This window comes from Streptomyces sp. Y2F8-2, from assembly GCF_014905555.1.
Lineage (GTDB): Bacteria > Actinomycetota > Actinomycetes > Streptomycetales > Streptomycetaceae > Streptomyces > Streptomyces cynarae.
The window spans coordinates 68934-92046 of sequence record NZ_BNGS01000013.1 but is presented as its reverse complement, the minus strand read 5'-3'; the positions used below and the strand labels follow the sequence as shown (position 1 = coordinate 92046).

General features: G+C 74.2%; 21 protein-coding genes and 1 pseudogene. 7 read left to right on the top strand and 15 right to left on the bottom strand.

Going from position 1 to position 23113, the window contains the following annotated elements; all coding sequences use genetic code 11:
- Positions 1–16: 16 nt before the first annotated feature.
- The 7 genes and pseudogenes from SY2F82_RS34170 to SY2F82_RS34140 form a co-directional block, all read right to left on the bottom strand.
- Entirely contained in the window at positions 17–1288 is a 1272-nt protein-coding gene (locus tag SY2F82_RS34170) for a glycosyltransferase (protein ID WP_200422957.1), read from the bottom strand.
- Positions 1285–2250: a glycosyltransferase gene (locus SY2F82_RS34165; RefSeq protein ID WP_200422956.1), complete on the bottom strand. Its 966-nt coding sequence runs from the start codon at positions 2248–2250 to the stop codon at positions 1285–1287. The genes SY2F82_RS34170 and SY2F82_RS34165 overlap by 4 nt, the downstream gene beginning before the upstream one ends.
- 205 nt (positions 2251–2455) lie before the next feature.
- Positions 2456–3479: pseudogene (locus SY2F82_RS34160) on the bottom strand (glycosyltransferase family 9 protein); the annotation flags it as partial.
- A complete protein-coding gene (locus SY2F82_RS34155; protein ID WP_200422954.1) occupies positions 3476–4153 on the bottom strand; it encodes an HAD-IIIA family hydrolase in 678 nt (225 codons plus the stop codon). The gene SY2F82_RS34155 and the pseudogene SY2F82_RS34160, both read right to left, overlap by 4 nt.
- A complete protein-coding gene (locus SY2F82_RS34150) occupies positions 4150–5238 on the bottom strand; it encodes a glycosyltransferase family 2 protein (RefSeq protein WP_200422953.1) in 1089 nt (362 codons plus the stop codon). The genes SY2F82_RS34155 and SY2F82_RS34150 overlap by 4 nt, the downstream gene beginning before the upstream one ends.
- Positions 5238–6899, bottom strand: coding sequence for a carbamoyltransferase C-terminal domain-containing protein (locus SY2F82_RS34145; RefSeq protein WP_200422952.1), 1662 nt, complete (start codon positions 6897–6899; stop codon positions 5238–5240). Before SY2F82_RS34145 ends, SY2F82_RS34150 begins: the two co-directional genes overlap by 1 nt.
- 143 nt (positions 6900–7042) lie before the next feature.
- Positions 7043–8005, bottom strand: a complete 963-nt coding sequence (locus SY2F82_RS34140) for a UDP-glucuronic acid decarboxylase family protein (protein WP_200422951.1) — start codon at positions 8003–8005, stop codon at positions 7043–7045.
- A gap of 458 nt (positions 8006–8463) precedes the next feature.
- Here SY2F82_RS34140 and SY2F82_RS34135 point away from each other — a divergent pair, with 458 nt between their 5' ends.
- Positions 8464–10215, top strand: a complete 1752-nt coding sequence (locus SY2F82_RS34135) for a glycoside hydrolase family 15 protein (protein WP_200422950.1) — start codon at positions 8464–8466, stop codon at positions 10213–10215.
- Positions 10216–10241: 26 nt separating this feature from the next.
- On the opposite strand, the gene SY2F82_RS34130 is transcribed toward SY2F82_RS34135, so the two are convergent.
- The 5 genes from SY2F82_RS34130 to SY2F82_RS34110 form a co-directional block, all read right to left on the bottom strand.
- Positions 10242–10733 (bottom strand): DUF1360 domain-containing protein, encoded by a 492-nt coding sequence (locus tag SY2F82_RS34130; RefSeq protein WP_200422949.1) that lies wholly within the window; start codon positions 10731–10733, stop codon positions 10242–10244.
- A 31-nt stretch (positions 10734–10764) separates the two neighbouring features.
- Positions 10765–11754, bottom strand: coding sequence for a DMT family transporter (locus SY2F82_RS34125; protein ID WP_200422948.1), 990 nt, complete (start codon positions 11752–11754; stop codon positions 10765–10767).
- Between the two features lie 246 nt (positions 11755–12000).
- Positions 12001–12798 carry a polysaccharide deacetylase family protein gene (locus tag SY2F82_RS34120; RefSeq protein ID WP_200422947.1) on the bottom strand — a complete coding sequence of 266 codons (798 nt, stop codon included), beginning with the start codon at positions 12796–12798 and terminating at the stop codon, positions 12001–12003.
- Between the two features lie 156 nt (positions 12799–12954).
- Positions 12955–13917: a DMT family transporter gene (locus tag SY2F82_RS34115; protein ID WP_200422946.1), complete on the bottom strand. Its 963-nt coding sequence runs from the start codon at positions 13915–13917 to the stop codon at positions 12955–12957.
- 7 nt (positions 13918–13924) lie between these two features.
- Entirely contained in the window at positions 13925–14776 is an 852-nt protein-coding gene (locus tag SY2F82_RS34110; protein ID WP_200422945.1) for an SDR family oxidoreductase, read from the bottom strand.
- A gap of 371 nt (positions 14777–15147) precedes the next feature.
- On the opposite strand from SY2F82_RS34110, the gene SY2F82_RS34105 reads away from it, so the two are divergent.
- Positions 15148–16212, top strand: a complete 1065-nt coding sequence (locus SY2F82_RS34105; RefSeq protein WP_200423122.1) for a galactosyldiacylglycerol synthase — start codon at positions 15148–15150, stop codon at positions 16210–16212.
- A gap of 127 nt (positions 16213–16339) precedes the next feature.
- Here the strand turns inward: SY2F82_RS34105 and SY2F82_RS34100 are convergent, their stop codons facing one another.
- Both SY2F82_RS34100 and SY2F82_RS34095 read right to left on the bottom strand, forming a co-directional pair.
- On the bottom strand, positions 16340–16786 hold the full coding sequence (locus SY2F82_RS34100; RefSeq protein ID WP_200422944.1) for an SPW repeat protein: 447 nt from the start codon (positions 16784–16786) through the stop codon (positions 16340–16342).
- A 55-nt stretch (positions 16787–16841) separates the two neighbouring features.
- The gene (locus SY2F82_RS34095) at positions 16842–17483 is read right to left on the bottom strand and encodes a CGNR zinc finger domain-containing protein (protein WP_200422943.1); all 642 of its coding nucleotides are present in this window, start codon (positions 17481–17483) and stop codon (positions 16842–16844) included.
- Positions 17484–17521: 38 nt separating this feature from the next.
- Between SY2F82_RS34095 and SY2F82_RS34090 the strand changes: the two genes are divergently transcribed.
- Positions 17522–18745, top strand: a complete 1224-nt coding sequence (locus SY2F82_RS34090) for an MFS transporter (protein ID WP_236041956.1) — start codon at positions 17522–17524, stop codon at positions 18743–18745.
- On the opposite strand, the gene SY2F82_RS34085 is transcribed toward SY2F82_RS34090, so the two are convergent.
- Entirely contained in the window at positions 18715–19521 is an 807-nt protein-coding gene (locus SY2F82_RS34085) for an SGNH/GDSL hydrolase family protein (protein ID WP_200422942.1), read from the bottom strand. The genes SY2F82_RS34090 and SY2F82_RS34085 overlap by 31 nt on opposite strands.
- 652 nt (positions 19522–20173) lie before the next feature.
- Between SY2F82_RS34085 and SY2F82_RS34080 the strand changes: the two genes are divergently transcribed.
- The 4 genes from SY2F82_RS34080 to SY2F82_RS39305 all read left to right on the top strand — a co-directional run bounded on the left by SY2F82_RS34080 (position 20174) and on the right by SY2F82_RS39305 (position 23104).
- Entirely contained in the window at positions 20174–20434 is a 261-nt protein-coding gene (locus tag SY2F82_RS34080; RefSeq protein WP_308437807.1) for an STAS domain-containing protein, read from the top strand.
- The gene (locus SY2F82_RS34075; RefSeq protein WP_200422940.1) at positions 20431–21387 is read left to right on the top strand and encodes an anti-sigma factor RsbA family regulatory protein; all 957 of its coding nucleotides are present in this window, start codon (positions 20431–20433) and stop codon (positions 21385–21387) included. Before SY2F82_RS34080 ends, SY2F82_RS34075 begins: the two co-directional genes overlap by 4 nt.
- Positions 21388–21638: 251 nt before the next feature.
- Entirely contained in the window at positions 21639–22502 is an 864-nt protein-coding gene (locus tag SY2F82_RS34070; RefSeq protein WP_200422939.1) for a LysR family transcriptional regulator, read from the top strand.
- Between the two features lie 140 nt (positions 22503–22642).
- Positions 22643–23104, top strand: a complete 462-nt coding sequence (locus SY2F82_RS39305; RefSeq protein WP_236041954.1) for a hypothetical protein — start codon at positions 22643–22645, stop codon at positions 23102–23104.
- Positions 23105–23113: the final 9 nt, after the last annotated feature.

Below are 23113 nucleotides of genomic sequence, written 5' to 3'. Positions count from 1 at the left end.
GGCGGACGGTGCGTGATCACACCACCCCCGTGGCCGCGGGCTGGGCGTCCAGGACGGAGCAGTACGTCGCCTCGGTCGCCGCGGCGACCCGTCCCCAGCCGTACCTGCGCAGCACGCGACGGCGGCCCGCCGCGCCGCACGCCTCCCGCATCTCGGGGTCGGCGAGGAGTTCACCGACGGCCCGTGCGAGGGCCTCCGGGTCCCGTGGCGGCACCAGGCGCCCGGTGGTCGGGTCCGCGATGGTGTCCAGCTGGCCGCCCACCGCGCTGGCCACGACCGGCCTGCCGCAGGCCATGGCCTCCAGCGGGACGATGCCGAACGGCTCGTAGTCCGCGGGGCACACCACCACGTCGGCCGCGCGCAGCAGCGGCGGCACATCGCGCGGCGCCACACCGCCCTTGAAGATCACCCGGTCGGCGACGCCGTGCTCCTCGGCGATGCGCCGCAGCCGGCGCACCTCCGGGTCCTCGTCCAGCCGGTCCGCCGACGGCCCCCCGACGACGACGAGTTCCGTCTCCGGCAGCAGGGCGAGCGCGGCGACGGACACCGCCGCGCCCTTGCGCGGCACCAGGCGCCCCAGCTGGATCAGCCGGTGCCGGCGGGTGCCGCGTTCGGCGACCGGACCCTTCGGCGTGAACAGCTCGGTGTCCACCCCGCACGGCACGATGCTGACCTTCCCGGCGGGTATGCCCATCCTGCCCAGTTCGACGACCTCGTCCCGGCACGTGGCGATCACCCGGTCGCAGCCGAGGCCCACCTCCGTCTCGTACGCGATCCGCCGCGCCGGACTGGTGTCCGCCAGCTGCTGGTGCCGTCGCTTCACAGTGCCGAGCGCGTGGTACGTGTGCAGCAGCGGCAGCCCCAGCTCGCGCACGGCCCGCAGCGAGGCCAGCCCCGACATCCAGAAGTGCGAGTGCACCACGTCCGGCGCCCGTACCCGCCAGACCCCGGCCAGATAGCGCCCGAAGTCGGCCATGTAGGGCAGCAGTTCGTCCTTGGGCAGTGGCTCCGGCGGACCCGCGGGTACATGGCGCACCTCGACCCCTTCGCGCAGTGGCACCCGGTCCGGCAGGTCCTTGTCGTCGCGGCGGGTGTACACGGTCACCCGGTGTCCCCGGTCGGCGAGCGCCCCGGCCAGGCAGGCCACGTGGACGTTCTGCCCGCCGGCGTCCACCCCGCCCAGGGTGGCGAGGGGGCTCGCGTGTTCCGAGACCAGTGCGATCGACAGGGAACCGGGGCCGTCGGCGTCGACGGTGCCGGACTGGATGGGGTGCAGGGATGAGGTCATGAGCGCGCCTCCGTCATCACGCGCTCCCAGTCGTCCAGGAAGCGCTTGAGCCCGTACCGGCCGAGTGCCGCCTGGCGGGCACGGGCGCCGGCCTCGGCTGCGGCTTCGGGTTCGTGCAGGTAGTGCCGGGCTGCCCGGGCCAGGACGTCGGGCCGGGTGGACAGGACACCCGCGCCCTGCGGGACCGCCTCGACCACCTCGGTGGTGGCGAGCGCCAGGACGGGCATGCCCAGGTGCATGGCCTCCAGCAGCGACAGGCCGAGGGACGTCCAGCGCACCGGATGCAGATAGAACCGGCGCTCGGCCATCGCCCGGTGCAGCTCGGCCTGCGGCAGGTCCGCACTGCAGCACCGCTCCTCGGGGAGCCCGAGATGGCCGGCCAGGCCCTCGGTGCGCATCCCGAACACGTCGAGCGGCGCCGCCTCCGCCAGCGCGGGCAGCAGGTCCGTACCCGTGTAACGGCCGCGCCGCACCGGCTCGTTGACGACCACGGCCCCACGGGCGAGACGGCCGGTGTACTGGTGTCCCGGGTCGACGATGCCGTGCTCGACGACCTCGGTGCGCGTTCGGCCGCAGTCCCAGAACAGCCGGTTGAAATGGGTGACATGGACGAGCGTCAGGTCGCCGCGGTCGGCGAAGGGATGCCGGGTGTTCGGCACGTCGCCGTCCGGTGCGTTGTGCTCCAGGTAGACGGCGGGTATGTCGCGGCCGGGGCGGCGGCCGCCGAGCCAGCGCTCGGCGAGCTCCAGCTCGTGCGGCCGTTGCAGGACGACCAGGTCCACGTCCGCGTCCCGCAGCTGCTCGGGGGTCGCCTCGCGCACCGAGGACGGCCAGGAGAACGTGCGGGCCCGCCCCAGTCCGTCGGGGTCGCGGCCGGGTGTCACCGGAACGAGGTAGGTGTGGGGACCCTGGACGAACGCCGTCGTCCAGGAGCCGTGCACATGCCACAACAGGATGTTCATACGGTCGCTCCTCGTTCCGTCTCGGGACCGCGGCCCGCCCCGGACACGTCCTCCGCCGGGCCGCGTGCGTCCCCGGGCCCTGACGCGTCCTCGGGGCCGGACGCGTCCTTCGGGCGGGACGCGTCACCCGGTGCGGGCGACGCGGCCGTGGCGAGATCCGTTCGGTCCGTCTTTCGCGTCCGGTCCGCCTCATGCATCGCCGTGGCCCTTCTCTCACAGAGCGCCGCCACGGCGGCCAGCACCTCGGCATCGCTCACGCCGTCGAGACACGGGTGTCCCGGCACCGGGCAGTGCCGGGCGCGGGTCGCCGCGCACGCCGCGCCCTGGTCACCGAGCAGCACGTGCGGGACGCCGTACGGGGCCCAGCGCTCGGCGGGCACGACCGGCGCGAACAGGGAGGCGACCGGGGTGCCCACCGCGGCCGCAAGATGTGCCGGCCCGGTGTTGCCGACCACCGCCACCCGCGCCCCGGCCAGCACCCCCGCCAACTGCCGCAGGTCGGTGAGGCCGCCGAGGTCCAGCCCGTGCGATCCGGCCACCTTCGCGGTCAGCTCCCGCTCCCCACGGCCCCCGGTGACCACGACCCGGTAGCCCTCGGCGGCCAGGGCGGCCACGGCCCGCGCCGCCCGCTCGGGGCTCCACGCCCTGGCCGGCACCGCGGCACCGGGGTGCAGCACCACGTACGGCTCCGACCCGGTGAGGTGAGTGGTGTCCGGCGGTGTGGTGACCCGCAGCGCCCCCTCGTCGTCGGGCGGCAGCGCGAAACCGGCGTCCTCCGCCAGGTCCAGCGCCGCCAGGGCCTCGTGCCGGTGCGGCAGCCGGCGGTGCCGCAGGTCGAGCAGGGCACCCGGGTAGTCCTCGCTGTCGGCGGCCGTCCAGCCGACCCCGGCCAGCTTCAGCAGCAGCGCGATCGGCAGCGGGCTCTGGTGGTACGAGACGAACACCAGGGCGCGGTCGAAGCAACCCGCGGTCAGCGTCTGAAGGAGCTGACGCGTCGCCGCACGGGAGACCGGCGCCGGTTCCAGCCCCACCCACGGGGCGTCGTACTCCAGCACCTCGTCCACGCCCGGCAGCAGCTTCGCCGCCTGCACCCCGCGGGGACCGCAGAGCATCGCCGTGTGCGAGGAGCCGGCCGCGACGGCACGCACGGCGGGCCCGGCCAGCAGCACGTCGCCGGCGCTGTCGAGGCGTACGACCAGGGTGCGGGGAAGGCGTCGGGTGTCCGTCATCGTGCCTCCCCTGCGATCGAGGCGGCGCGCGGCCCGTGACCGGAGCCGCCCTGCGGGCCCAGCACCAGGCGCACCGCCGCCAGCAGGTCGCCGGCCGTGGTCTCGGCGGCCTCGATCTCCTCCGGGAGGGTGACGGGGGTCGGCACCAGCACGCCGCGGGCGCCCGCCGCCCGGGCGGCCCCCATGTCCGCGCCGATGTCCCCGATGACGACGGCGCGCTCCACGGGGACGCCCAGCCGTGCGCAGGCGGCCACCACCAGGCCCGGCGCCGGCTTGCGGCAGCCGCAGCCGTCGCCCGGGCCGTGCGGGCACACTGCCCACACGTCGAACGGGCCGAGCAGCTCCTCCACGCGCCGCCGCACCGCCTCCACCTGAGCGCGCGTCAGCAGGCCGCGGGCCACGCCGGACTGGTTGCTGACCACCCCGACGGGGATGCCCCGTGCACGGACGGCGTCGACCGCCTCCCGTGCCGTCGGCATCGGCGCGACGCGCGCCGGGTCACCGTTGTAGGGCACATCGGACACGAGCGTGCCGTCGCGGTCGAACAGCACCGCCGTCGGCAGGGTGCCCCCCGGCTGCGGCGGGCCGCCCTGCGGTCCGTCGAACAGCCACGGCCCGGTCGCCGACGGCACGGCGGCCTGGGGGTCACGGGGCGGCAGGCGACGTCCGCTCATGGGTGCACCCGTTCCTCGAGCGACCGGCGCCGCACCGGCGGCTGCGCCCCCGCGTCGTATGCGGCGTGCGGCGGCGCTCCCCGGTGGACGATGTGACCGCGCAGCCAGTGCCAGGTGGCCGCGGGCGGGATGAGCACGCTGGTCAGCGCCATGGTGGCCACCTCGTCCGGGGTTCGCGGCCCCGGCCCGATCCGTGCCAGGGCGAACTCGGCGGTACCGGCCAGCCATCCGGCGGCGCAGACCGCAGCGGCCCGGGGCCTGCGCAGGGCCGCGCAGGCGAGGGCCGCCACCGCCGCTCCGGTGACCGCCAGGTGACCGGGCAGCCGTCCCCGTGGTGCGCCCGCCCTGCTCCACCACCCGGGGCCGTGCAACCGGGTCATCAGCACGTCGTCCGCGTTCCCCGCCTGCAGGCGCACCGAGACCCAGCGGTCGGCCGGGCGCACCGGGTGCGTGGTGGTCCGGGACCCCGCGGTCACCATCCATCCCGCGGCCTGCACCCGCAGTGCGAGGTCCGCGTCCTCCCGGAAGGCCCGCCGGAACCGTTCGTCGAAGCCGCCGACGGCCTCCAGGGCCGTGCGCCGGTAGGCCATGTCGGCGGTGATCCACCGCGCGGTGGCGAGGCCGGCGGTGTTGCGTTCCCAGTCGGTGGGCCGGCGGTCGGGCGGCAGCGGCACATCGATCCGGGCGGTGATCGCGCCCGTCGGTTCCATCGCCTCCGCCAGGTCCAGGGCGAGGTCGTCGCCCCAGGTACGGCCGGGCACCACATCGTCGTCGAGGAACACGATCCAGGGGATCCGCCCGGCCGCCCGCCACCCGTCGTTGCGGGCCGCGGCCGGGCCCCGGGCACGGCCGCGCACCACGGTGGTGACCGGGCGCAGCGGCCCCGGGATGTCGACCGTGAGCGGCTCGCCCTCGTCTCCCGGGCGGTCGTCGACCAGGACCACCCGCACCGGCCGGGGCCCGGACGCCTCGGCCAGCGCCCGCAGGCACGCACTCAGGCTGGGCCGTCCCAGCGTGGGTATCACCACCGCGTACGCGTCGTCGGCGTAGGCGGTGGTCACCTCGTCGTCTCCGCGCTCCCCCATCACGTGCTCCTCATGTCGGCGCCGCGGAAGAAGTCCCCTCGCCGCACCGCGTACGGGCCGATGGCGAGGAGGTCGACGGGGGAGGAGCCGAAGCACTCCAGCGCGTCCCGCGGATCGTCCACCATGGGCCGGCCCGCCGTGTTCAGGCTGGTGTTGACCACCACGGGCAGCCCGGTGAGCCGTTCGAACTCATCGAGCATCCGGGCGACCAGCGGCTCCTTGGCCGGATCGACGGTCTGGATGCGGGCCGTGCCGTCGACGTGCACGACCGCCGGGATGCGGTCCCGCCACGCCTCGGCCACGTCGTGCACGAACAGCATGTACGGGCTGGGCAGCGGACCGTCGAAGATCTCCGAGGCGCGGTCGGCGAGGACCATCGGCGCCACCGGCCGGAACTGCTCGCGGCCCTTGACGTCGTTGAGCCGCTCCAGGTTGCCCGCGTGCCCGGGGTGGGCCAGCAGCGAGCGGTGCCCCAACGCCCGGGGGCCGTACTCGGAACGGCCCTGGAACCAGGCCACGATCCCGTTGTCCGCGAGGGTCTCGGCGACGGTCCGGGCGATGTCCGCGGGCCGCTCGAAGGGCACCGCCGCCGTCTTCAGCCATGCCCCGAGCTCCGCGTCCGACCAGTCCCGGCCCAGGTCGGCCCCCGGCATGGGCTCCGGCTCGTCCCCCTGCCGGGCAGCCAGCAGCAGCGCCCCGCCCAGAGCCGTGCCCGCGTCACCGGCCGCGGGCTGCACCCACACCCGGGAGAAGGGCCCCTCGCGGGCGATCCGCGAATTCGCGACGCAGTTCAGCGCGACGCCCCCGGCGAGCGTGAGCACGCTGTGGTGCGTCCTGCCGTGCAGCCAGCGCACCAGGTCGAGCAGCGTCTCCTCCAGTACGGCCTGGGCGCTCGCGGCCACGTCCGCGTGGTCCTGGGTCCACGGCTCGTCCGGGCCGCGCGGCGGGCACAACTCGTGCCAGGGCACACCGGTGGCGTGGAAGCCGCCGTCAGCCGTGGGGTACACATGGCGGCGCAGCTCGGCGAGCATGCGCGGGCGGCCGTGCGAGGCGAGCGCCATCACCTTGAACTCGTCGGAGGACCTGAGGAAGCCGAGGTGTTCGGTCAGCTCCTCGTAGACCAGCCCCAGGGAATGCGGCAGTTCCTGCGCATACAGGGGTTCCAGACGGTCCCCGACCCGGCGCGCGGCCAGGTGTGAGGCGCGCTCCCCCCGGCCGTCCAGCACCAGCACGGAGGAGTCCCCGGCGTCGGGCGCGGCGAAGGCGCCGGACGCGGCGTGCGCCATGTGGTGCGGCACGAAACGCACGATGCCGGGGTCGAGGCCCGGCAGCGCCGTCTTCAGGAAGCCGGGGGCCTCGCGGGCGTAGGTCTGCCGCAGGTGGTCCCAGGGGTCGTCCAGCCCTATGGCCTCGGCCGGCCGGGCGAGGTCCGGATCGTAGGAGTAGACGACGGCGTCGAGGTCCTGGGGGCGCAGTCCGGCGCGCCCGAGGCACCACGCGGCGGCCTTCTCCGGCAGTTCCCAGGCGGAGAACGGCACCGGCCGCTTGCCGTGCTTGCGCCGGGAGAACCGCTCCTCCTCGGCGGCGGCGACGGTCCGGCCGTCGATCACCAGGGCGGCGGCCGGGTCGTGGAACAGGGCGTTGATTCCGAGGATGCGCATGGGGTTCCGAGGCCTTTCGGCGATTCGTGAGCCGGACGGAAGCGGGTGGTGAGGGGGCGGGCGTCAGGCGGAGTGGCCGGTACGGGACCCGAACGACGGGGCGCGTGCGCTGCCGCGGGGCGCGGCCGGAGGCGGGCGCGCGGTCAGGCGCCGGCGGTGGCGCGGAACCAGTCGATGGTGCGGCGCAGCCCTTCCTCGGCGTCCACCTGCGGCTCCCAGCCGAGCTTGTCGCGGGCCAGCGTGATGTCGGGGCAGCGCACGGCAGGGTCGTCCGTCGGCCGCTCGATGAACCGGATCTCCGACGACGACCCGGCGAGCCGGATGACCAGGCGGGCGAGGCCGAGCATGGTGATCTCGGAGGGGTTGCCGATGTTCACCGGACCGCGCATGCCGTGCGCCGCCGCCGCGAGAATGCCGCGGACGGTGTCGTCGACGTAGCACAGGGACCGCGTCTGGCGTCCGTCACCGGTGACCGTCAGCGGCTCACCGGCGAGCGCCTGCCGCACGAACGTCGGAACCGCGCGGCCGTCGTGCCCGCGCATCCGCGGTCCGTAGGTGTTGAACAGGCGCACGATGCCGGTGTCGGTGCCCTTCGCCTCGGCGTGCGCGGTGGTCAGGGCCTCACCGAACCGCTTGGCCTCGTCGTACACGCTGCGTGGGCCGACCGGGTTCACATGCCCCCAGTACCGCTCGTCCTGCGGGTTCTGCTGCGGGTCCCCGTAGACCTCGGAGGTCGAGGCGAGCACGAAGCGCGCGCCCGAGCGGTGCGCCAGGTCCAGGGCATTGCGCGTGCCCAGGCTGCCGGTGTCCATCGTGTGCAGGGGGAGGCGCAGATAGTCGGCGGGCGACGCGGGGGAGGCGAAGTGGAGTATGAGATCCGGCTTCCGGTCGACGGTCAGCCCCTCCGCCACATCCCCCCTCACCAGCGTGAACCCGGGCCGGTCGAGCAAGGGCGCCACGTTCTCCGGCCGGCCGGTGCTGAAGTCGTCCACGCAGGTGACCGCGGCGCCCGCGTCCAGCAGGGCGGCGCACAGGTGGGAACCGACGAAGCCCGCGCCGCCGGTGACGACGGCGTGGTCCCAGTTCCGTGACAAAGGGCTGGCCATTGAAGAACTCCTCCCTACGCGGCGACGGCTCGTCGGGCCGTTTCCGGGCGCCGGGCCGCTGACGTCGCGGAAGACCGTCGAGTACCCCGATCAGCGTCCGTCGCCGCGGCGCCGGTGGCTCGGTGGTGTACGTCATCCGAGTGAGTGACGCAGCGTGAGGACCCACGGTGCGCGCGACCCGACGGGCACGGCGGCCGCCCCCACGGGCGCCCGTGGCGGTGCGGCAGGGCGCGGTGGGGGCACCGGGCGGGCCGGCGGACGTCGCCGGGTCGTTGACATGCGGCACCGGTTTCCCCACTGGTCGCAGGTCAATCACCGGGTCTCTCCAGCCGTCCGGGGACGCTTCTGGCACATTCGGCGCCAATGCCGCAGCTCAAACCGGGTAGCCGTACGGCTTGAGGTCCCTGCGACTCCGCACGCCGCGTGCCCCCAGTCGGCCCAACCAGGAGGCAGCACCCATGAGCACATCGTTCCGGCCGCACGCGCTGCACGACTACGCGTTGCTGGCCGACGGGGAACGCGGCGCGCTGATCGGCCCCTGCGGTGACATCGGCTGGCTGTGCTCACCCGGCTGGCACAACGACGCGGTCTTCGCCTCGCTCATCGGCGGCGGCGGTGTCTACGCCATCACGCCCAGGGGCCGCCACGTCTTCGGCGGCTACTACGAGGAGGGCACCCTCATCTGGCGCAGCCGCTGGGTCACCACCGACGGCGTCATCGAGTGCCGGGAGGCCCTCGCCTTCCCCGGCGAGGCCGGCCGCCTGGTGCTGCTGCGGCAACTGCACGCCGTCGACACGGTGGCCCACGTACGGGTCCTGCTCGAGCCGCACGGCGACTACGGCCGCTCCTCACTGGCCTCCGCCCACCGCACCGACGACGGCGTGTGGTACCTCACCTCGGGCCCCCACCGCCTGCGCTGGCAGGGCGCCCCGTTCGCCGTCGCCCGCGGTCAGGGCCTGACGGCCGAGATCGTGCTGGAGCCCGGCGAGCGCCACGACCTGGTCCTCGAGTGCTCCGCCTCACCCCTGCCCCGCACCGCGCCGCGGGCCGCCGAGGCCTGGGCCGCGACGGAACGGGCCTGGCGCGAGGCCGTACCCGCGCTCGACCACACGATCGCCCCGCGCGACGCCCGCCGTGCCTACGTCGTCCTGCGCGGCCTGACCACCCACGGCGGCGGCATGGTCGCGGCCGCCACCACCAGCCTGCCCGAACGCGCCGAGGCGGGGCGCAACTACGACTACCGCTACGTGTGGATCCGCGACCAGAGCTACGCAGGGCAGGCAGCAGCGGCCACCGGCGCCCCCGAACTACTCGACGGGGCCGTGCGCTTCGTCGGCGAGAGGCTGCGGGAGGACGGCCCGCGACTGGCCCCCGCCTACACCGTGCACGGCACCCCCGTCCCCGACCAGAGAGAACTCGACCTGCCCGGCTACCCCGGCGGATTCAGCCGTGTCGGCAACCACGTCAGGGAACAGTTCCAGCTCGACTGTTTCGGCGAGGCCCTGCTGCTGTTCGCGGCGGCCGAGCGCCGGCAGCGGCTGGACGCCGACGGGTGGAAGGCCGCCGAGACCGCGGTGCGCGCCATCACCGAGCGCTGGCGGGAGCCGGACGCCGGGATCTGGGAGCTGGACTCCCAGTGGTGGACCCACAGCCGGCTGACCTGCGTCGCCGGGCTGCGCGCCCTGGCCGCCGCGGCCCCCCGCCATCCCCTCTCCGACCACTGCGCCCGGCTCGCCGGCACCCTCCTCGACACCACCGCGCAGCGCTGCCTGCACCCCGACGGCCACTGGCAGCGCACCCCCGACGACCCGGAGGCCGACGCCGCCCTGCTGCTGCCGGCCGTACGAGGCGCCCTGCCCCCCGACGACGACCGCACCCGCGCCACCCTGGCCGACTGCCGTCGCCGACTGGCCCAGGACCACTACATCTACCGCTTCCGGCACGACGAACGCCCCCTCGGGGAGGCCGAGGGGGCGTTCCTGCTGTGCGGGTTCGTCATGGCGCTCGCCGAGCACCAGCAGGGCCGGCTGATCGACGCCCACCGCTGGTTCGAACGCAACCGTGCCGCCTGCGGGGCGTCCGGCCTGTACGCGGAGGAGTTCGACATCGCCCAGCGGCAGCTGCGGGGCAACCTCCCACAGGCGTTCGTCCACGCCCTGCTGCTGGAGACCGCCGCACGGCTGGCCGAGGACCCCGAGGCGCACGCCTGACCTCCTGTCAGGCGACCGGCCTCGCCTCAGCCCTCGGCCGCCTCGGCCGTCGCACTCCATCCGTACTGCAGCCAGTCCGACACGGTGACGGCCGTGAGACCCGCGCACACCAGCCGGGTGGCCCTCGGCGCTGAGGCGTAGGAGCACACCAGCGCCCCCGCCACCCACGTGGACGTGCAGAACGGGCAGGAGAGCAGGTCGCCCACGGCCTGCCGCACACCGCTGCCGCGCGCCTCGTCCATCACCTCGTTGGCCGTGCTGTCGGACGCCCGCCGGGTGAACGGCGCCCGCAGAAAGCTGGTCACCTTGTCCTTGGTCAGCAGCCGGGACGCCTTGAAGGTCGCCGTTCCCAGCAGGGCCACGTCCCACGGCGGCACCTGCTGCGGCAGACGCAGCCCCCGGCGGCGCGCCACCGCCGCGAACAGCGCGGCACCCGCCGTGAACGTCGTCGCCAGGAACGCGTAGCCCGCCAGCGGCGTGTCGCCGCTCCGGTCGTAGCGCGTGTCCTCCACCGTCATACGAATGCCTCCCTCGGGGCCGGTCACCAGGTCAGCCTTCGCTTTCGGACCGCTCTCCCATGGGTCCCCGTCCCCGCTGGGTGCGCGGACCCCGGCTGTCGCAGCCCTCGTCCTCCTGCGGCCCCGAGTCCCCGTGGCCCCCGCCCACAAACGCCTGCCGGTGGTCGGCCTCCGCCGCCTGGACCTTCGACACCACCCGGCTCAGTCTCACCACCCCCCACACGATCACGGCGACGCCGACGGCCTCGGGCAGCAGCCACCAGCCGGTCCGGATCCGCTCGTCGAACAGGGTGATGCCGAGCAGCAGGCTCACCGTCGCATCCCCGATGGTGAGCGCCGGCTGGGACGCGGTCAGCCAGCCCGCCTGGAGCGCGTTCTCCAGCAGCAGGATGGCGCTGACACCGGTGAGCGCGAAGCCGTACGTCTGCCAGGACTGCAGGAAGGCGCCGACGCCGCCCTGCGCGAACCTGCCCGTGGCGGACTTCAGCAGCGCAGCGGTCAGGGCGTTGCCGACAGCGGAGGCCGCGGCCAGCACGGCGGCCCGGAACAGCGGCGGTCGCCCCGGGCGGGCGATGACGATCGCGGCGGCCATGGCACCCAGGCAGGCCGCGAGGACCGGGATCCAGCGCACCATGGACGCCTGGTCCACCACCCCGGACGGAGCGGCGGAGCCGAGCACCAGGGCAAGCCCCATGACGACTCCGGTGATCCCCCACCAGGCCGCGGCCGGCAGCCGCCGCTGCATCAGGGGAGCGGCGATCATCAACGCGAACGGCAGCTCCAGCACGAACAGCGGCTGCACCAGTGCCATCGGCCCGTTGACCAGGGCGAGTGCCTGGAACAGCGCGGCGCCGACGACGCCGCCGATGCCGATCACCCAGGCCGGCCGGTGGGCCAGCTCGATCAGCAGCCGCAGACCGCCGCCGCGCGCGACCGTGGACGCCGCCTTGCGCTGGAACGCGGTGCCGACCGCATTGCTGGCGGCACCCATGACGGCGAACAGCGCGGCGAGAAGGATCACCCCTCCAGAATGCCCCGGAGGCCCGAAGCAGGCGGGCTCGGAACACCGCGACCGGGTCGGCCGGGTCGGCCGGGTCGGCCGGGTCGATGGGATCGACCGAATCGGCCGGATCGGCCGGAGCGCCGGTCGCCCGCGACAGGCCGAGCGGGGCGACCAGGCGGGCGCGGGGGCCGCCGGCCGGTGTTCCGACGACCCCGGTGACCGCCCGATCGCGACGCGCGGTCCGGTTCCTTCCCTCGGCGGGCGTCAGGCGCCGCGGACGCACCCCGCCGCCTCCCGCGCCGCGGTCTCCTCCGCGCCGGCTTCCCCACCGTGCTCGCCCAGCGGCCCGACCGACAGCCCCGCCTCACGGCAGTCCTCCACGATGCCGGGCAGCGCCCCGAGCGTGGCACGCCAGCAGCCGACCGCCGCGGCATGGTCCGAGTCGTGCAGCAGCAGGGTGCCGCCACCCCGCAACTCCGCACCGGCCGTCGCGCGTACGGAGGCGGGCGTGGCGTCGGCCGTCCAGTCCTTGCCCCAGGCCGTCCACAGCACCGGCCGCAGGCCGACCCGCCGGGCCGCAGCCCAGCGTCCCGATGTCAGGATCCCGTACGGCGGCCGGTACCACCGGGGCCGGCGGCCCGCCGCGTCGTGGACCGTGTCCACCGTCCGGACCAGGTCCGCCGTGTCCCGGGCGGGAGACGGCAGCCAGGGCCGGTCGTGGCTCCAGCCGTGCACGGCGAGCTCATGCCCGCGCTCCGCGATCTCCCGCGTCACCGCCGGGTAGCGCACCACGTTCTCGCCCAGCACGAAGAACGTCGCCCGGACGCCGAGGTCGTCCAGCGCGTCGAGGAAGTGCGGCGTGGAGCCGGGGTCGGGCCCGTCGTCGAAGGTGAGAGCGATGTGGTCGGGGCGGCCCACCCCGGCCAGTCCGGGGAGGAAGCGGCGCCGCAGGCCGGGCAGCCAGGTGGCGGCGGGGCCGATGTGCACGGCCGCGACCGCCGCGACCGGCGCCAGGAGAGCCGCGGCGCGTCCGCCGGCGGAGGGACCGTGAGGACGAGTCATAGGGCAACTGCCTCCTTGTCGTCGGGAACCCGGGGCTTCGCCGTGTGCCGGGCCGTCGTGGGGACGGGGCCGCCGTCGGGGCGGGACCGTCATGGAGCGGGGTCGGCGCGGATCGGGACCGGCACGGATCGAGGCCGCCGTGGACCGGAATCGTCGTCACAGGCCCGGCCGGTCGCGGTCGGGCCCACCGGCCGACGGCCTCCCCGGCGCCCGCTCCCGGGCCTCGGGACCCGGTCCGTCCCGGCCGTTCGGTGCCGTGTCCCAGGCACCGCCGGCCCACGGGGCGCCCGCCAGTCCGATACTGCCCGCACCGATGAGCGCGAAGCCGAGAACCTCGGGCAGCACCCGCACCCCGAGCGCGATCTGCTCGTCGAACAGCGCCGATCCCAGCGCCACACTGACCATCGCGTCCCCGAGGGTCAGAGCCGGCTGCGACGCCGTCAGCGACCCGGCCCGGAACGCGCTCTGCAACAGCAAGAAGCTGACCACGCCGATCAGCGCCGTCACGTACGGCGGCCACTGCGTCAGCACGGCCCCCACGCCCTGCGGGAGCCGTCCCATGACCTCCTTCAGCAGCGCTGCCGTGGCGGCGAACGACACCGCGCTCGCAAGCCCCAGGAGCGCGGCCCGCGGCGCGCCCCGCACAGCACGGGCCGAGACGACAAGAGCCACCACGGCGCACACCACGGCCACCCCCGCCGGAAGCCAGCGCCCCGGCAGGGCCGTGGTCCGGCCGGAGGAGGGCGCTGCGACCCCCAGGAACAGCGCCAGGCCGGCTGCGAGGGCGGTGAAGGCCAGCCAGGTGCGCCGACTCGGGCGAGCGCGGAAGACGACGCCGCCGACGGCCAGGGTGAACAGCAACTCGGTGGCCAGCAGGGGCTGTACGACGGCCAGGCTGCCCACGGCCAGCGCGGCCGCCTGGAACACGGTCGACAGTGCGAGCAGCCCGGTCCCCGCCAGCCAGTACGGCCGCCGCAGCACATGGCCGAGCCAGCGCACCGCCTGTCGCACCCCGCGGCCGCCGCCGGGTTCGTCCGTCGCCGCACGTCGTTGCAGCACGGAGGCCGATGCGTTGGACAGCGCCGTGAGCAGCGCGAGGACGACGGTGAGAGCGCTCACCCGCCGCTCATCCGAACGTGGCGGCGAGCCGCCGGTACAGGCCGGGCGCCGCACCACGGATCCGGGCGGGCAGCCGCAGCCAGCGGGGCACGTACACCTCGTCCCGGCCCCGGCTCACCGCGCACCAGACGGCGTCCGCCACCCGCTCGGGCGGCACCGGCCTCGGCCTGGACCTGCGGTAGGGCGCACCCCGGCGCTCGAAGAAGGGGGTGTCCACCACGCCGGGGACCACGAGGCTGACCCGCACCCCGGTGTCGCGCAGTTCATAGCGCAGGGCGTCCGCGAAAGCCGCCAGCGCCGCCTTGGCCGCGGAGTAGACGGCCTCACCGCGCACGCCGACCGCGCCCGCCAGCGATCCGACGATCACCACACGCCCGGAGCCCGCTTGGACCATATGGGGGACGAGCTGCCGTACCAGATGCAGAGTGGCGAGCAGATCGACGTCGATCACCTCGTCGATGGCGCGTGGGGGCATGCTGCTGAACTCGCCGGCCCAGCCGATCCCGGCGCACGCCACCAGCAGGTCCACGCGGCCCATCCGCTCGAGGGCGAACTCGGCCAGCTGCCGGCCGGCTCCGGGGCGGGTGAGATCCGCCGGGTAGCCGGTGGCCGAAGCCCGGTCGGCGACCTGTGCGAGACGGGTCGCGTCCCGCCCGTTCAGCACCAGTCGCCAGCCGCCCTCGGCGGCCAGCCGGCGCGCGACGGCGGCCCCGATGCCGGAGGAGGCGCCGGTCACCAGTGCCGTGCCCGGGTGGGCCCCCCGGCCACCGGTGTGTGGGGACGCGGCGCCCGCGGCGGGGGACGGAGCGTCCACGGAGAGGGCGGGGACGGATCGAGGAGGTGAGGGAGCATGGGACATGGCGGCGACCTCGGCTCGGCTGCGACGGCGAACACCGGACGGACGGGTGGCGACGGCTTTTGGTCGGGTGCTCCTGGCTTCGAGCACTCCTGCGCTGAGAGGGTTGAAGCGGACGAAGCGGACGGTGAGTATCCCCATCGCCACACCTCGAAACCCGCAACAGGTGCGTGTTTGGGAAGTGCGGCTAGGGACAATCAGTACCAGTGCGTGCATTTTCCCCCGTGCCTCGACGGCGAGCGATGCGAGCGGCCATGACCCCTGCCCGCCGCCCGGCGGACGAAGTAGCCCGTTCGACGGGACCGGCCACCGCCCCAGCGGCCCCACCCCCGTCCCCTGAGGGCTCCCGGCGGATCCTGATCGTGAGCGCGAGCATGGGAGCCGGACACGACACGGTCGCCGGGGAACTCGCGCGGCGTGCACGGGAGCGCGGCCACGAGGCGGACGTCGTCGACGTCCTCGCCCTCCTGCCGTACGGCCTGGGCACGGGCCTGCGCCGCTTCTACCAGTCCTCGGTTCGGCACTTCCCGTGGGCGTACGCCTTCCTCTACCGCACGTTCCTGCGTCGGGGCCCCGGCCGCCGTCCCAGCGGCGTCCCCCTGGCCCGCCTCGCGGGCAGCCGCCTGACGGACCTCGTGGACCGTACGGGCGCGGATGTCGTCCTCCCCGTCTTCCACCTGGCGGCGCAACTGACCGGGCACCTCAGGTCCCGGGGCCGGCTGCGGGTGCCGAGCGCCGTGTTCCTGATCGACTTCGCGGTGCACCGGCAGTGGCTCCATCCGGGCAACGACCGCTACTTCTGCCTCACCGACGAGGCCGCCCGTGAGGTACGCGAGGACATCGCCGTCCCCGCCGAGACGACCGGACCGGCCGTGGCCCCCGAGTTCCTCACCGCGGGTCCGGCTGCCGCGCAGTGGTCCAGCCGCTTCGCCCGGTTCGCTCCGGGCCGGCCCCCGGTGATCCTCTCCGCGGGCGCCTGGGGAGCGGGCTCACGTCTCTCCGCCACCGCCGGACTGCTGGCCGCACAGGGCTTTCTCCCGGTCGTGCTGTGCGGCCGCAACGAGGTGCTCCGCGAGCACCTCGCCGGGATCCCGGGCGTTCTCGCGCTCGGCTGGGTCGCCGACATGCCCGACCTGATGCGCGCGGCGGGCGCCCTGGTGGACAACGCCGCGGGCCAGACCGCCGTACAGGCTCTCGCCGCGGGCCTGCCGGTGGTGGGATACCGCCCCCTGCCGGGCCACGGTGAGGAAGGCGTCCACCGGATGGCCGCGCTCGGCCTGACGGAGGTGGCCGAGACGGAGTCCGAGCTGCTCGATGCGCTGAACCGTCTCACGCCCCCCGGTCCCGACCGCGACCGCCGCGTCGCTCACGCCCGCACGCTGTTCCGCACGGACGTCCTGACGCGGGTGATGGACTTTCGGGACGCCTCACCCGTGTGAGGGGCCCCGGCGGGCGGCCGACCGCGCCGTGCGCCGTGTGCCGTGCGCCAAGACGCCCGGAAGCGTGCCGGTGTGCACGAGTCATCTGCGCCCGGCACGCTCCCCATCGGCTTGCCGTGCCGCCGTCTCACTGAGGCCCGCGGCGCGAGACGCCGATCGTCAGACCCATGGCTGCCAGGCCCAGCGCCGCCGTCACCGCACCCACCGCGCAGTTGTTCGCGATGATGCCGGCCCGCGCGCTGTGCGTGGCGGTCACCACCCAGGGCGAGATGATGAGCCACACACCGAGCGGGGCGATCACCCACGCCAGGCGGAACATGCGCTCGGGCACCAGGGTCAGACCGAGCCCGATCAGGCCGACGGTGATGCCGACGATCAGGTTGTTGACGGTGATGAACGGCTGACCGGAGAAGTGCACGACCCAGGGCGATATCGCGGCGTAGACACCCGCCAGGAGGATCGCCCCCTCAACGGCGATGGCCGGGCCGCTGGCCGCGGTGCGCTCGAGCCGTTCCCGCATCTCCGCTATCTCGGGATGCGTGCCCATTCCACTGGACTGCTGCGGATACGACATCGCTGTGCCTCTCCAGGAGGGTTGATTTTTTCCTTACATAGACCAGTTCCCCCATTCAGGTGGATTTACCCAGTTTTGCGTCATTCGCGGTCGTGTCATCTCCGTACTGCGCCCTCCGTGTGGGGGCGGGCTGGGAGCGCCGGTGCGCTGCCACCCGTTCGCGGGTGGCGCAGCGGCGCGAGCAGTAGCGGCGCTCCGGGCCGCTGCCCTGCGTGATGAAGACGTTCCGGCAGCTGGATGACGCGCAGATCCTGCCGGGCGGGCGTTGGCGGTCCCAGACCAGCACGGTGAGGGCCATGCAGGAGGAAGCGAGGAGCCATTCGGCCCACGGGGCGTCGTCGTCATGGTCGAGGTGGGGGTGCCAGGGGGTGCCGCCCCCGTGCGACGTGAGGCGGACCGGTCCGGTGTGCCGTCGCAGGAGGGTGTTGAGGGCCACGGCCGCCTCGTCGACCCGGTCGGCGGCGAAGACCTCCCGCAGAAGCGCGGCCGCCGCCCGCATCTGGGCGACGTCCTGAGGAGTGAGGTCGATGGGGTCCGTCTCGCCGAAGTCCCGCAGCACCGCGGCGACTTCGGCGGGGTCGGTCACTTCGTCGGCGAGGACGTTGACGAGGGCGGCGGTGCGCCGCGCCGTGGTGAGGACGGAGTGGCGGGTCGACCAGTCGTCGAGGGGAGGGAGCACGGCGCGAATGTAACGCATATTGCGCGCTTTTACGTTACGTTCGTAACGTCTGGCCGGTGAAGAGCCGTTACTCGATGGGCGCGTATCTCACCGGCGCGGCGACGGCCCGCACCGGCGACGAGATGTCCGGGCCGGCGTTGATGCTGGCGGGGTTCGCCGTTGCCGGATCGGCCGCTGAGGCGTCGTCGCTCCTCGCGGGCGTCACCATCGCCGCCGCGGTGGGCGGGCCGGTGCTGGGGGTGCTCCTCGACAGGGCGGCTCGTCCGGGCCGTCTGCTGGCCGCCGCGCTCATGCTCCATGCGACGGGTCTGATGGTGATCCTGGCGGGAATCGGCCGTCTTCCGCTCGTCGTCTGCGTGCTGATCGCCGTGCTGACGGGTCTTCCGGGACCGGCACTGTCGGGCGGCTGGACGGCCCAACTGCCCCGAGTGGTGCCAGGCGACAACCTCTTGCGAGCCAACGTGCTCGATGCGATGACCTACGGCCTGGCCGGCCTGCTCGGCCCCGCCCTGGCCGGCGGCGCTGCACAGGTGTTCGGAGCGTCGGCCTCGGTGGCCGTCTCGGCGGTGCTCATCGGCCTGGCCGTACCGGTCGCGTGGAGGCTGCCCGTGAGCGGTCGGCCGGCGAAGGGCTTGCAGGCGGCCTCCGTGGTCCGCGACCTCCTGGCCGGAGTGCGGTTCGTCGTCCGCGCCCCCCGACTGGCCCGTGCAACCCTCACCTCGGTCGTCTCCTGCCTCGGCCAAGGCATGCTGACGGTCTGTCTTCCGCTCCTCGGTGAACGCGTCCTCGGCGGTGCGGGCCAGGGCACGATGCTGCTGTCCTGCGCGGCCGTCTCCGCCCTGACGGCCAACGCCACACTCGCGCGGTTTCCGCGTTCTCTCGCGCCGGACACCGTCCTGTGGGCCGGTGCCCTCGTCCAGGCCGCCGCGCTGCTACTGGCCGCGACGGGGCGACCGGCCGCGCTCCTCGCCGCCGTCCTGCTGGCCGGAGCCGGTGAAGGGCCCGGGCTCACCGCCCTGTTCGCCGTGCGCCACCAGGAGACCCCGGAAGACCAGCGCGGGCAGGTCTTCACCCTGGGGGCCAGCCTGAAGCTCACCGGATTCGCCCTCGGCGCGGCACTTGCCGGGTCCGCCGCCACCTGGTCCCTCCCGGGCACCTCGGCGCTCGCGGCCGGCGTCGAGATCCTCGCCGCGACGGCCTTCTGGGCGATCACCGCGGCGTGCGGAGTACGGCGGGACCCGACCGAGGCTCAGGCAGTGCGGTTCAGGGCGGGGAGGTAGGCCTGGGACTGTCCCCGCTCGGTGGGGTGGTACGACTCGGTCGGGGCAAGCCAGTTGACGCTGTGGAGCCATGGGGCGGTGGAGCAGATCTCGTGGCCGGTGAAGGCGCCGGTGACGTCGACGTAGGTGAACCCGTGGTGTGTGGCCCGTTCGTCGATGACCTTGTCGAGGTGGTCGACAGCGCCGTTGATCGCGGAGCGGGTGGTGTCCGCCAGCCCCGCCTTGCAGCTGCCGTTGAGCTGGTACAGGTGCGGGTAGCCGAGGACGACGACATGGGCGTGGGGGGCTTTGGCCCGGATGGCGGCGTAGAGGCGGTCGAGGTCGCCGGGGAGGGCGTTGTCGATGCGGTCGAGCGCTTCCTTGACCGCGTCCAGGCAGGTCCCCGTGCCGTGCAGCACACAGGTCGTCATCACATGGCCGAAGCCGGCGTCACTGCCGCCGACGGTGATGCTGACCAGACCGGTGCGGGCGTTGAGCGACCCGAGCTGGCGGCTCAGCACGTCGAGGGCGCGGGCGCCGTTGCACGCGGTGAAGTCGAAGCTGGACGGGGCGTGGGCCGCGGCCCACAGCGCGGGGAAGGAGTGGCTGCTGCGCAGACAGTCGGTGCTGGAGGTGAGATAGCTGCCGGCGCCGACACCGGCGGAGTAGGAGTCGCCGAGGGCGACGTACCCGGTGGCGTACTCCCGAGGCGCGGCGTGTGCCGTGGGAGTCGCGGTCAGGGTGCAGACGGCGGTGAGAAGTGAGCACAGACGGGCGGCGATACGCGAGGGTCTCATGCATTCCGCTTACCACCGCGCACCGGGCCCCGCTGCGGTGCCGCCGGCGACGCTCGTCCCTGTTGAGAGGCGGCCGCACCTGTGCTTGCGGAGCCCGGTCGCACGGCACGGGCCTCGTACCGGCGCTGAAGCCCCCGGCGGCGCGCGGTCCCCCGGCCACGGACGGCACCCGATCAGCCGTCACTCGCGCGGCGGCGTTTGTGTGCCGTGCCCGGGGAACTCGAAGGGTCGGTCCGGTCACCGCCTCGCTCGGACCGCAGGGGGGTGCCCGGTATGCGGTCCGTGACCGAAGGCCTGCCGGCCGGGGCGGTCGGCACGGTCGCCACCGGGCACTCGGCTGACCGGCGCCCGCCATCGGCCGGGAGGCAGCGGTGATTGCCGCTCCCGGTGCCCCGGTGGACGACGTGCCCGGCCCGGAGACCGGGCAATGAAAAGTGCCGCCGTGACCGTTCCGGCCCGCGCCGTGTGCCCGCCCGTGGGATGCCGCCGCATGGCCTCGCTCGGCCGTAGGCCATACTGGCTGGGTTCCGGAGCAGCCGCACGAGGTGGAGAGATGGACACACCACAAGGCCCGCGGCAGGCGGCCCCCCAGGCCTTGCCGACGGCCGCGTTGGAGGGCGGCCCGCTACGGGACCGGGCCGGAATCCGGGCAGTGGGTGAAATCAGCCTGGCGACGCAGCCGGTGTGGGAGCGATTGCTGGAAGAACTCGTGGACGGGGACGAGCCGGTGTGCCATCTGGAGCTGTCCGCGGTCACCTTCATCGATGTCCGCGGCGCCGCCTCGCTCGCGGCGGCGGCCCGGGTTATGGGGGAGGGGCGGCGCATCGTGCTGTGGCAGCCCCCGACGAGTCTGAGGCGAACGCTGGAGTTGTTCTGGCCCGAGCTGTCGGTGATCGAGGTGGCGCAGTCATGACTGGTACGACGGTGGACGACCGGTTCTGGCATCCCGCCCTGTTCTACTCCGGCCGCGACGAGTACCTGGCCGGCACCGTGTCGTTCGTGCAGGAAGGACTGGCCTCAGGGGAGCCGGTGGCAGTGGCCGTGCCGGGCGACAATCTGCGTCTGCTGCGGGACGCTCTCGGTGAACAGGCCGAGGCCGTGCAGTTCCTGGACATGACCGAGGCCGGGCGCAATCCCGGGCGGATCATCCCCCGGGTGCTGCGCGGCTTCGCGGACGCCCACCCCACGGGCCGGGTACGGATCATCGGGGAGCCCATCTGGGCCGGACGCACCGCGACCGAGTACCCCGCGTGTGTGCAGCACGAGGCCCTGATCAACGCGGCCTTCCGGGGCCGGGCCGTGAGCATCCTGTGCCCGTACGACACCTCCCGGCTGGATTCCGCGGTGCTCGCCGACGCGCACGCCACCCACCCGACGGTCATCGAACGCGGCCAGGAGCGCCCCAGCGGCGCCTACGCGCCCGATCAGGTCGTCAGCCGGTACAACCAGCCCCTGCCTCCTGCGCCGTTCGGCGCCGCCGAGTTCCCCTTCGACGCCGCCGCACTGCCCGTCGCCCGCCGCTTCGCCACCGAGCAGGCGGCACTGCTGGGTCTGTCGAAGGACCGGATGGCGGACCTGGAGCTGATGGTGGCCGAGCTGACCACGAACAGCGTGGTGCACGGCGGTGGCCGGGGCACCCTGCGCCTGTGGGCGGAGGCCCGGCAGCTGGTGTGCGAGGTCAACGACGCCGGGGTGCACACCGATCCGCTGGCCGGACGCATCCCTCCGCCCGGTGCCCGGCCCGGCGGCCGGGGCCTGCTGCTGGTGAACATCCTCGCCGACCTGGTCCGCCTGCACACCGGCCCGGCCGGCACGACCACCCGCATCTATCTCGCCACCGGGACGTACGCCCACGAGGTTCACTGAGACCCACGAGGCTCACTGAGCATCCGGACCTGACCCTGCGTCACACCGCTGCGGTGCGGGGAGAAGCCGTACCGGACCGGCAGCCCGGCCGTGGCCCGGGCGGCAGCCGTTCGGCGGCCGATACGGTGCTGCGGTGATGGTGACCCGCGCGGCACGGCGACTCATATGACGGTCCTCCCTGAGGGCTGAGCAAAGTCCCTGAGGGCTGAGCAAACCGGGGATCGAACGGGTTGATACGGGAGGAGGCGGCCATGGATCTTCGGCAGATGGAGGTCGTCGTCGCGGTCGCCGAAGAAGGCGGGTTCAGCGCGGCGGCACGGCGGTTGCACGTGGTGCAGTCCGCGGTGTCCACCACGGTGCAGTCCCTGGAGCGCGAGCTGGGCACACCGCTGTTCCACCGCACCACCCACCGGGTGTCGCTGACCCCCGCCGGAGAGGCCTTCCTGCCGGCCGCCCGCGCCACCCTGCAGGCCGCCCAACAGGCCCGTACGGCCGTCGACCCCTTCAAGGACGCACTGCGCGGCGAGATCACCGTCGGTGTGATGCAGGGCCTGTTCACCGGCCTTGCCCAGGCACTGGCCGATTTCCACCGCGAGTACCCCGCGGTGACGGTCAGGCTGCGCCAGGCACCCGTCGGCGACATCCCGCAGACGCTGCGCGACGGCAGCCTGGACCTGGCCGTCGTCGCCCTCGACACACCGCAGTTGCGGGGCCTCACCACCCGGTTGCTGGCCCAGGAGGACATGGTCCTGGTGACAGGGCCTGCGACCGGGGCCCCGCCGGCCCTGCGGCCGGTGACCCTGCCCGAAGCGGCCCGCCTGCCGCTGGTGGACTTCCCCCCGGGCTGGGCGATCCGGCACGAGGTCGACAAGGCCTTCCGGTCGGCCTCGCTCGAACGCGCCACCACCTTCGAGGTGAACGACGTGCTGGCGGCGACCGACCTGGTCCGGCACGGCTTGGGCGTGTGCATCATGCCCCCGTCGCTCGCCTCCCGATTCCCCGATCTGCCGGTACGCCCGTTCGCCGGACAGGCACCGGCGTGGACGGTGAGAGTCGTCCAGCCGCAGGGACAGACGCCTCCCGCCGTCGCCGCGCTGCTGCGGCACATCACCTGACCCGTCGCCCCGCTGCCCTCACCGAGCCCGTCGCCGCGCTGCCGCGCACATCACACATGACCAAGACCTGGGGATGGCGGGCGTCGACGCGGGAACCCGGGCCCCGCAAGAAGGCGATGTCACCACGGATGAGGTGAGTCATGACGGAGCAGAAGTCGTCGTCCCTGCCGGCGCCGCTGAGGGCCGTTCCCCGGCCGGTGCGCGACGCGGCCTCGGTCCTGGGCCGGCTTCCCGGCGCCGGGAGGGTGGGCAGGGCGGCCGGGGGAACACTCGAGAAGGTCGGCGCCGTGTCGCCGCGGGGGCGGCGCCTGGCGGTCTACGCCGGGGCCGGAGTGCTCGGCGCCGTGGGCGTGGTCGAGTGGCCCGTCGCCCTCACCGGCGCGGCGGTGGCCTGGCTCACGCAACCCCGGCCGAAGGCATCCGGGCAGGTCCCGGCCCAGGTGTCCGAGAGCGAGGGGACAACCTCGACCGCAACCCGGCCAAGGACGTCCCGGGCGAAGAAACCCACGTCCAAGGCGCTCGAGCCCGCGCCCTCGAAGAAGCCTTCGGCATCCTCCGGACGCGTCGGCTCCGGCACGCGCCGCGCCCGTACCACCGGCTGAGGGCGCGTC

Coding starts and splice junctions, on each gene's coding strand:
- SY2F82_RS34170 (WP_200422957.1), bottom strand. CDS start 1,288: ATGACCTCATCCCTGCACCCCATCCAGTCCGGCACCGTCGACGCCGAC.
- SY2F82_RS34165 (WP_200422956.1), bottom strand. CDS start 2,250: ATGAACATCCTGTTGTGGCATGTGCACGGCTCCTGGACGACGGCGTTC.
- SY2F82_RS34155 (WP_200422954.1), bottom strand. CDS start 4,153: ATGAGCGGACGTCGCCTGCCGCCCCGTGACCCCCAGGCCGCCGTGCCG.
- SY2F82_RS34150 (WP_200422953.1), bottom strand. CDS start 5,238: ATGGGGGAGCGCGGAGACGACGAGGTGACCACCGCCTACGCCGACGAC.
- SY2F82_RS34145 (WP_200422952.1), bottom strand. CDS start 6,899: ATGCGCATCCTCGGAATCAACGCCCTGTTCCACGACCCGGCCGCCGCC.
- SY2F82_RS34140 (WP_200422951.1), bottom strand. CDS start 8,005: ATGGCCAGCCCTTTGTCACGGAACTGGGACCACGCCGTCGTCACCGGC.
- SY2F82_RS34135 (WP_200422950.1), top strand. CDS start 8,464: ATGAGCACATCGTTCCGGCCGCACGCGCTGCACGACTACGCGTTGCTG.
- SY2F82_RS34130 (WP_200422949.1), bottom strand. CDS start 10,733: ATGACGGTGGAGGACACGCGCTACGACCGGAGCGGCGACACGCCGCTG.
- SY2F82_RS34120 (WP_200422947.1), bottom strand. CDS start 12,798: ATGACTCGTCCTCACGGTCCCTCCGCCGGCGGACGCGCCGCGGCTCTC.
- SY2F82_RS34110 (WP_200422945.1), bottom strand. CDS start 14,776: ATGTCCCATGCTCCCTCACCTCCTCGATCCGTCCCCGCCCTCTCCGTG.
- SY2F82_RS34105 (WP_200423122.1), top strand. CDS start 15,148: ATGGGAGCCGGACACGACACGGTCGCCGGGGAACTCGCGCGGCGTGCA.
- SY2F82_RS34100 (WP_200422944.1), bottom strand. CDS start 16,786: ATGTCGTATCCGCAGCAGTCCAGTGGAATGGGCACGCATCCCGAGATA.
- SY2F82_RS34095 (WP_200422943.1), bottom strand. CDS start 17,483: ATGCGTTACATTCGCGCCGTGCTCCCTCCCCTCGACGACTGGTCGACC.
- SY2F82_RS34085 (WP_200422942.1), bottom strand. CDS start 19,521: ATGAGACCCTCGCGTATCGCCGCCCGTCTGTGCTCACTTCTCACCGCC.
- SY2F82_RS34075 (WP_200422940.1), top strand. CDS start 20,431: ATGACTGGTACGACGGTGGACGACCGGTTCTGGCATCCCGCCCTGTTC.
- SY2F82_RS34070 (WP_200422939.1), top strand. CDS start 21,639: ATGGATCTTCGGCAGATGGAGGTCGTCGTCGCGGTCGCCGAAGAAGGC.
- SY2F82_RS39305 (WP_236041954.1), top strand. CDS start 22,643: ATGACGGAGCAGAAGTCGTCGTCCCTGCCGGCGCCGCTGAGGGCCGTT.